This is a genomic window from Bifidobacterium sp. (genome assembly GCF_050874245.1).
Taxonomy (GTDB): domain Bacteria; phylum Actinomycetota; class Actinomycetes; order Actinomycetales; family Bifidobacteriaceae; genus Bifidobacterium.
In genome coordinates this window covers 23,905-32,685 of sequence record NZ_JBNMKH010000018.1, presented here as the reverse complement: position 1 = coordinate 32,685, position 8,781 = coordinate 23,905, and the positions used below count along the sequence as shown (strand labels likewise).

The 8,781-nt window shown below is 61.2% G+C and carries 7 protein-coding genes; 4 read left to right on the top strand and 3 right to left on the bottom strand.

Annotated elements, in window-relative coordinates:
- Positions 1 to 163 precede the first annotated feature (163 nt).
- The 3 genes from ACR0P8_RS03490 to ACR0P8_RS03480 all read right to left on the bottom strand — a co-directional run bounded on the left by ACR0P8_RS03490 (position 164) and on the right by ACR0P8_RS03480 (position 4,063).
- The gene (locus ACR0P8_RS03490; RefSeq protein ID WP_432623708.1) at positions 164 to 1,810 is read right to left on the bottom strand and encodes an ABC transporter ATP-binding protein; all 1,647 of its coding nucleotides are present in this window, start codon (positions 1,808 to 1,810) and stop codon (positions 164 to 166) included.
- Between the two features lie 153 nt (positions 1,811 to 1,963).
- Positions 1,964 to 2,515 (bottom strand): ECF transporter S component, encoded by a 552-nt coding sequence (locus ACR0P8_RS03485; protein WP_432623706.1) that lies wholly within the window; start codon positions 2,513 to 2,515, stop codon positions 1,964 to 1,966.
- A gap of 234 nt (positions 2,516 to 2,749) precedes the next feature.
- Positions 2,750 to 4,063, bottom strand: coding sequence for an O-acetylhomoserine aminocarboxypropyltransferase/cysteine synthase family protein (locus tag ACR0P8_RS03480; RefSeq protein WP_432623704.1), 1,314 nt, complete (start codon positions 4,061 to 4,063; stop codon positions 2,750 to 2,752).
- Between the two features lie 342 nt (positions 4,064 to 4,405).
- Between ACR0P8_RS03480 and ACR0P8_RS03475 the strand changes: the two genes are divergently transcribed.
- The 4 genes from ACR0P8_RS03475 to ACR0P8_RS03460 all read left to right on the top strand — a co-directional run bounded on the left by ACR0P8_RS03475 (position 4,406) and on the right by ACR0P8_RS03460 (position 8,741).
- Entirely contained in the window at positions 4,406 to 5,281 is an 876-nt protein-coding gene (locus ACR0P8_RS03475) for a bifunctional hydroxymethylpyrimidine kinase/phosphomethylpyrimidine kinase (RefSeq protein WP_432623702.1), read from the top strand.
- Between the two features lie 168 nt (positions 5,282 to 5,449).
- A complete protein-coding gene (locus ACR0P8_RS03470; RefSeq protein WP_432623700.1) occupies positions 5,450 to 5,902 on the top strand; it encodes a YraN family protein in 453 nt (150 codons plus the stop codon).
- Positions 5,902 to 7,431 (top strand): YifB family Mg chelatase-like AAA ATPase, encoded by a 1,530-nt coding sequence (locus ACR0P8_RS03465; protein ID WP_432623698.1) that lies wholly within the window; start codon positions 5,902 to 5,904, stop codon positions 7,429 to 7,431. The genes ACR0P8_RS03470 and ACR0P8_RS03465 overlap by 1 nt, the downstream gene beginning before the upstream one ends.
- Positions 7,428 to 8,741, top strand: coding sequence for a DNA-processing protein DprA (locus ACR0P8_RS03460; protein WP_432623696.1), 1,314 nt, complete (start codon positions 7,428 to 7,430; stop codon positions 8,739 to 8,741). The genes ACR0P8_RS03465 and ACR0P8_RS03460 overlap by 4 nt, the downstream gene beginning before the upstream one ends.
- The last annotated feature ends 40 nt before the right edge of the window (positions 8,742 to 8,781 follow it).

The following is an 8,781-nucleotide window of genomic DNA, read 5'->3' as shown; positions in this document are numbered from 1 at the left end:
TCGGTGATGAGCATCAGATGCTCGATGATCAGCACGTCAAGGATGAACGCCCAATTACGCCATATCAGGCATAGCACCAGCATGACCGTGGAGATCAGGAATTTCACACGTGGGTCGGCACGGTGCAGCCATCCGTCGCCCGGCACATACAGATCGGCGTCCATCAGCGTCCTTCCTTCCGTTGTTCGTCGATTTTCGGCAACGCGTGCGTCGCCGAAACCGGACCTTTGGCCTTGTCCTTCTTACGCGCGGTCTTCGATTTTGGCTCCCGCGTCTCCTCCGATCGGTCGATCGGACCGTACTGCACGATCTTCCCGTCCTTCAATTCCAACACGTGCGTGCAGTAACGGTATACGGCGCGCATGTCATGACTGATCATGATGACGGTGACGCCGCGCCGGTTGAGCTTCTCGACGGCGCCAAGGAATCGTGCGGCCAGACGGTGGTCGAGCCCCGCGGTAGGTTCGTCGAGCACGAGAATCGGCGTGCGCATGGCGAGCACGGAGGACAACGCCACGGCGCGTCTCTCGCCATAGCCGAGCGTGGCCGGCGAGATGTCCTCGTAACGGTGCAGGTCGAACAGGGTCATCATCTCTTCGACGCGCTTGAACACGGTGGAGCCATCCAATCCAAGCGCGGTCGGTCCGAATCCTATCTCGTCCTTGGTGGTGGAGCAGAAGATCTGATGGTCGGGATTCTGGAACACGAATCCGACGCGGGCGGCCATTTCTCCGACGCTGTGTTTGGACACGTCAAGACCATCCACCGTCACGGTGCCCTGCGTCGGCTTGAGCAATCCGTTCAGATGCTTGGCAAGAGTGGTTTTGCCGGAACCGTTGCGTCCAATGAGTCCGACGAACGAACCACGTTCGATGTCCACGGACACATCGTCCAGAGCCTTCGTCGCGTTGCCTCCCCGCTCGTACCGGTAGGACACATGGTCCAGGCTGATGATCACGTTTCCGTTTTTGGCCGGAGCTTCGGCCTTGGACGCATTCTTGGATCCGGTACGCTTCCCCTTGCCGCCGGTACGGACGGCTCTGACCACGGGCAGAGGACTGTCCGAGACCTGCACTCCAGCGGATTCCAGCAATCCCCTCTCACGGGTGAACAGGCTGGCGTCGCTGTTGCGCACCACCTCCCCGTTGACCATGAACAACACTTGGTCGGCCCAGTGGGCGATATGCTCGGTATCCTGCTCCGCCATGATCACCGTCATGGAACGGGTCTGTCGGATGCGCTCGAGCACGTCGAAGACCTCCTGCTTGCCTTCCGGGTCAAGCGCCGCAGTCGGCTCGTCGAGCACGAGCACATCGGGTTCCGCCGCCAATGCGGCCGCGATGGCCACCCGCTGCATCTGCCCGCCCGACAGACTGGTCGGCACTCGCTTGCGATATCCGGCCATGCCGACCAGATCGAGCATGATGTCGATCTGCTTGTCGATGATGTCCGGTGCGAAGCCGCGGTTTTCCAAAGGAAAGGTGATCTCGTCCTCGACGCTCGCGCAGAAGAGCTGGGATTCCGGATCCTGCTGCACATATCCGACACGCTCGGACAACGCGGACACCGAATGGCGGCTGGTGTTCATGCCGTTGACCTCCACCAGACCGCTCATGGTGCCATCGGCCAGATTCGGAATAATGCCGGCCAACGCCATGCATAGCGTGGATTTGCCCGCACCCGTCGGACCGATGATTCCCACGAATGACCCTGACTTGATGTCGAAGCTGACATGTTTGAGGCTATCCGCCGGCCTGCCGCCATCAGCCAGCGGCGCGTACTGCCAATTCAAATCACGTACCGTGATCATGCGCTTTTCTCCATATCCTCAGCACATCAGCCCATTGCACCGGCCGCAGACACGGCCAATACGGTTACTATATGAATAAAGGCGTATAAAAAGCCCGTGGAATCGCCGTTCACCGGTGAACCCACGGGCTTTTTGCATCCGAATAATAATGTATCACTCACTGGCCTTGACGCCGAGACCACCGAGTCGCACCAGCGGCGGATATGCCTTGCGCACCGCCGAGAACAACGCGAAGCCGATAATCAGACCGACCGCGGCCTGCAGGCAATTTCCCGGAATATCCACCAAAGCGGGTCCCATTCCGGAAAGAATCCAACCTGCCACAAAGTAGCCGAACACCTTCCAGACTCCCGCCACGACGGAGCCGACGATGATGTTGACCGGCTCGAACCGCCGGACCAGGAATCCCACCAGCAGCGCCTGCACGCCATCGATGATGAGCGTGAAGATCGCCCACTGCGGATAACCGCTGATCAGGTCCGACAGCGCCGGACCGAGTCCTCCGATGATACCGCCGACCCACGGCCCGAATGCATACGCGCTGAAATAGATCATAGTGTCCGAAAGATTCAGATACCCTTTGCCGGGAGTCGGAACCTTCACGAACATCGCCACCACCGTGGTGACCGCGGTCATGATGGCGATCAATGGAATGGTATTGGTCCGAATCGCCTTCGAAATGTCTTTCTTGACGTCCTGTGCCATAATCCAACCTTCTCTCTCTGTTTTGCCGAATCGTCAGAATCGAAGCGTCCGCTGACGGTATGGATGGGAACCGCGGACGATTCCGCCCCAGCATCGGATTCCGGCAATGTCTGCCACAATAATCCGGAATCCTAGCCCGTCCATATTACAAGCGGAAAAAACATGGAAACGGACGGCCCGCGACACCCCTTCTCATGGTGTCGCGGGCCGTCCGACATGGCTGTCCGGACCGGTTTACTTGGCCAGACCGGATTCGCGCAGCGCCTTGAAGCCGCCTTCAAGGTCCTCGATGATGTCGTCGATGTTCTCCAGACCGATGGACAGGCGGATGGTGCCCTGGTGGATGCCCTGATCCTCAAGCTCCTCCAAGGTCTCCTGGGAGTGCGTGGTGGAGGCCGGGTGGATCACGAGGCTCTTGGCGTCGGCCACGTTGGCCAGCAGGCTGAACAGGTGCAGGTTGTCGATGAACACGCGTGCCGCGTCCTTGCCGCCCTTGATATCGAAGGTGAAGATGGAGCCGCCGCCGTTCGGGAAGTACTTCTTGTACAGCTCGTTGTCCTTGCGGCCCTCGATGGACGGGTGGGAAATGGATTCGACCTCCGGCACGGTCTTGAGGTAGTCGATGACCTTAAGGGCGTTCTGCACGTGGCGCTCGACGCGCAGGGACAGGGTCTCGGTGCCCTGCAGCAGCAGGAACGCGGCGAACGGGGACAGGGTGGCGCCGGTGTCGCGCAGCAGGATGGCGCGCACGCGGGTCACGAAGGCGCTTCCGCCCAGGGCCTCGTAGAAGTTCAGGCCATGGTAGGACGGATCAGGCTCGGTGAGGGTCGGGAACTTGCCCGGCACCTCGGCCCAGTTGAACTTGCCGCCTTCCACGATCACGCCGCCCAGGGTGGTGCCGTGGCCGCCGATGAACTTAGTGGCGGATTCCACCACGATGTCGGCGCCGTGCTCCAACGGACGGAACAGGTACGGGCTGGCGAAGGTGTTGTCCACGATCACCGGCAGGTGGTGCTTATGGGCGATGGCGGTGATGGCCTCGAAGTCCGGCAGGTCGGCGTTCGGGTTGCCAAAGGTCTCGAAGTAGACGAGCTTGGTGTTCTCCTGGATGGCGTCCTCGAACTCCTGCGGATTCTCTGCGGAGACAAAGGTGGTGTTCACACCGTCACGCGGCAGGGTGTGGCGCAGCAGGTTGAAGGTGCCGCCGTACACGTTCTTGGCGGCGACGATGTGGTCGCCGGACTGGGTGATGTTACGCACCGCGTATTCCACGGCGGCCGCGCCGGAGGCGACGGCAAGACCCGCGGTGCCGCCTTCGAGGGCTGCGATGCGGTCCTCGAACACAGCCTGGGTGGAGTTGGTCAGACGACCGTAAATGTTGCCTGGGTCGGCCAGTCCGAAACGGGCCTCGGCATGGTCGAAGTTATGGAAGACGTAGCTGGTGGTCTGGTAGATCGGCACCGCGCGGGAGTCGGTGGCCGGGTCGGCCTGCTCCTGGCCGACGTGCAGCTGCAGCGTCTCGAAGCGGTAGTTCTTGTTCTCTGCCATGGTGTCGCTCCTTGTGTGAGGTTTCGTTTGTTCTCGTCTTCGCCGGTCATTCGTCCTGCCGTGCAGGTGGCTGGCCGGCTGTTGGTAGCGACAATAAGCCGGACTGCGGGCGCGACGCAAGCCGGACGTTATCGCACTTGCCTATATCCCTTTATAAACCGTTGGAATCATTGATTTCCCATGCTTGGCAACCATTGAAAACACGCATGCGAAAATCCGCGACACGCCGATATCCCACATGCCGTCGATCCGACCGTCGGCAACGTCGTGTGACAGAACCGCGCCGAGGTCACGCCACCGGCTAAAGTCAGGTGCAGACAATCGCGAAAGAGGTGTTGATATATGAGCGATGAGATTCTGTATGACCGAGATCCGCGGTACATTCCCCGCGTGGCCGCGGTGCATGACATGTGCGGCTACGGCAAGTGCTCGCTGACCGCGGCCATTCCGATTCTGTCGGCGGCCGGCTGCGATGTCTGCCCCGTCCCGACGGCGCTGTTCTCCGCGCATACGCGCTATAAGGTGTTCACATTCCATGACACGACCGAGATTCTGGACGGATATCTGGACGCGTGGCGGCAGGAGAGCGTCGATCTGGACGGCGTCTACTCCGGTTTTCTCGGTTCAGCCGACCAGGTCGCAATCATCAAACGCCTGTATGAGGAATATCCGCACGCCCTGCGATTGGTGGATCCGGTGATGGGTGACGGCGGAGAAATCTACGCCACCTACACTCCCGAACTATGCCAGGCGATGGGCACTCTGGTGGACGGCGCGGACGTGCTGATGCCGAATCTGACCGAGGCCTCCATTCTGACGGGATGCGAGTATCCGGGGCAGGACATCGACGACGCCCAGGTTGATGCTTTGCTCGACGCCCTGCTCGACGCCGGTGCGAGGAACGTCGTGCTCAAGGGCATCGACCGTGGCGATGGCAAAATCCGCAATTACGTTGCGTCTGCCTCCACGGGCGCCGCCGGCAAGCGTGAGCTCGCACATGACAAGCTGCCGTTTATGACGCATGGCACCGGCGACGCGTTCGCTTCGGCGCTGTGCGGAGCGGTGATGGCGGGTCGTCCGTTGGCCGAGGCGGCCGGCATCGCCGGCGAGTTCGTGCGCCATGCGATGGAAAGCACCCAGCATCAGCCGAATCATGAGGAACGTGGCGTGAGCTTCGAACTCGATCTGGGCGAAATGACCAATCTGGTCCGTCGCTGACATACCGACGCTTCGCCTCTCCGCGATAGGTCCGGACGCGATGGTGGATGAGTGTGGATAATGCGAATCCGTCCACCGCCCATCCACAACACGCCCGGACCCGCACGAGTTATCCACATTGGCCGATCGGCCTTGTCATATGCGGTTGTGGTCTGTTGGACTGGGACCATGAACCTTTCATCACCGCACAATGTTCCGTCCACAGCACGGTCTTCGGAACAGCTTCTCGATTCCATATCGCGACGGATGCGCGACAATTCGCTGCGTTCGCGCCAGATTGGCGATCTTGGTGAGCAATACGCGGCCGCATGGCTGGAAAGCCAAGGCTGGCGCACTCTCGACCGCAACTGGCACTGCCGTTATGGAGAGCTTGATGTCATCTCGCGCGACCCCATGGGCCAAATCGTCTTCGTCGAAGTCAAGACCAGACGGACGCTACGCTACGGCACGCCGCAGGAGGCGGTGACCGCCTCCAAACAAATCAATCTGCGCCATGCCGCCGTGCAATGGCTGTCGGATCCCAATCATCGCATGCCGCACAACGGCGTGCGCTTCGACGTCATCACCATCGTCGTGCAAGGGGATCATCCGTTGCTGCACCATATCGAAGGGGCGTTCTGATGGCCATCGGCAGCGCGCTTTCCGTAGGCTTAATCGGGTTGAAGGCCTTCATCATCCAAATCCAGGCCTTCGTCTCCCCCGGACTTCCCTATTTCTCCATCATCGGACTTCCTGACACCTCATTGTCCGAAGCACGCGAACGAGTCAAATCGGCATGCCAGGCCAGTGGCTTCAAATGGCCGGAGACACGGGTCACGGTCAATCTCTCGCCCGCCTCCATGCCGAAGAAAGGGTCCTCACACGATCTGGCCATAGCGGCCAGTGTGCTCAGCGCCTCCGGCGCAATCGCCCATGACTGTCTCGCCGATACCATCGTGCTGGGTGAGGTGAATCTCGATGGAACGGTGCTTCCCATCAATGGTCTGCTGCCGATCATGCTGCATGCAAGGGAACAAAGTATTTCGAAGATCATCGTCCCCTACGCCAACCTGGACGAGGCGCGCCTCATTCCCGATGTCCAAGCGATCGGCGTGCGTCATGTCGGAGAGCTCATCGAACTGATGGGCGGCGTCGCCGAATACACGATTCCGGACAACATGCGCGGTATGGACGCCGACGCTGACGGCATGGCCGTCTGCCCTCCGCCCGGGGACATGAACGAGGTGATGGGACAACATGCCGCCAAATGGGCGTTGGAGGTGGCTGCGGCCGGAGGGCACCATCTGATGATGACGGGGCCGCCCGGCACCGGCAAAACCATGCTCGCATCCAGGCTCCCCGGCATCATGAGCCCTCTGAACGAGGACGAACAGCTCGAAGTGGCGTCGATCCGTTCGCTCTGCGGTACTCTTCCCGGATACGGCATCAGCGTCGTTCCGCCGTTCGAGGCGCCTCATCATACCGCCTCGACCGCAGCCTTGGTCGGAGGCGGCGCGGGATTGGCCCAGCCGGGCGCAATCACCCGTGCGCATCGTGGAATCCTGTTCATGGACGAAGCTCCGGAATTCTCCGCTCGCGCGCTACAGACGTTGCGCGAACCGCTGGAATCAGGCTATGTGGCGATTTCCAGAGCGAAAGGCACCACGTACTATCCGGCACGTTTCCAACTGGTCATGGCTGCGAATCCCTGTCCATGCGGCTACGCGTATGGCAACGGCGAGCGCTGCACCTGCCGGGAGAAGGATCGCATCAAATATTTCAGCCGGCTTTCTGGCCCGATCCTTGACCGTATCGATATCCAAATCGAAGTGCCGCCGGTGGAGCGCATCGTTTCCGGAACCACGCCGTCCGGGGATTCGAGCCACGACATCCGTCTGCGGGTCATGGTCGCGCGTCAGACGGCGCAGGAACGGTTCCGCGAATACAAATGGACCTGCAACGCGCAGGCAACCGGCTCATGGCTCAGGGCCAACACGTCGATCAAGGCCATCGAATTGGTCAACCGCGCATTGGCGAGCGAACGGCTGAGTCTGCGAGGAGCGGATCGGGCCATGCGTCTTGCGTGGACATTGTCCGATCTGGCGGGAAAGACCTCTCCCGGACCGGAGGAGATGATGCAGGGGATATCCATGAGGACGAAGCTGACATGACGGCGATGACGATAGACGACGAAACCTTGGCCCGCGCGGTGCTTACCTTCTGCTTGGACAGCGCCGACGCGATGATGTACGCGCTGATCAAGGGCACCGGTTCGGCCGCGAGCGCGTTGCAACTGATTGCCGACAGCGGCCCAGGCAACCACGAAGGCGTGGTGGCCGCGGCATGCTCCGCTTTGGACGCGGCGTTCATCAACGGCATCACGCGTTGGGGACGCACCATCAATGCCCGCGGCATGGCCTCGTTCCACGGGTCGTTGGTGTCATGGCAACAGCGTTTGACGCTTCTACCCTGCAAGGATCCGGACGAATTGCGCGATTGGTTCACCGTAGGCGGTTCGCAATGGATCATCGCCCCGCATCATCCTTGCTGGCCTGACCAGCTGGCTGACCTGTCGCTGCACACCGATTGGGCGGCTCCACTATGCCTGTGGGGCAAGGGCGATCCCCAGGCGTTGGTGTCATGCTCCGCACCGGTCGGCATAGTCGGCTCGCGAGGCGTTGGCGACTACGGCAGGCAGAGCGCGCATGAGTTGGCACTCCATGCGGCGCGCGCCGGTCATCTGGTGGTGTCCGGCGGAGCGTTGGGCGCCGATGCGGCCGCCCATTGGGGCGCCATTCAGGCAATGGACGAGATGGGATCCCCTCTTGCCGGACGCACCGTCGCCGTCTTCGCCGGAGGACTGAACCACATCGGGCCGAAAAGCAACCAGCGCCTGTTTGAGCAGATCGAGAGCCATTCGGGAGCCCTGATTTCCGAACTGTGTCCGGGAACCGTGCCCGAAGCGAGACGTTTCCTGCTACGCAACCGTCTGATCGCCGCGCTGTCGTCCACGCTGATCGTGGCGCAGGCACGGGCGCGATCCGGAGCGCTCAACACGGCAGGCTGGGCGAACGAGCTCAACCGCAGCCTTTTCGCCGTTCCGGGGGACGTCACCATGCCGCATAACACCGGATGCAATCGTCTTATCCAGGAAGGCAAGGCCTCGATCGTCTGTTCGTTGACGGAAATCGACGAACTCTGCCATGGCGCGCATCGACCGGAATGCGCCGATGACGCGGACGTCGGCGAGGGTGAACGTCGGGAAACGCCGCATGCCGGTTCCGGCACGACCGTGCTCGATGCCATCAGAATGTGCCGCAGAGCCAGCGGCAGCGTTACGGTCGACTGCGTGATCACCAAGCTGGATGAGACCCACCCCGGTGAATATTCCGTGGCACGTGTCATGCGGGATTTGGGATCATTGGAGCTTGAAGGTCTCATCGACATGAGGTCCGGGCAGATCTCCATCATTGACCACTGAACGGGCCGGTTCCACGCGCATACGTTCCTCGGTCAGTCTT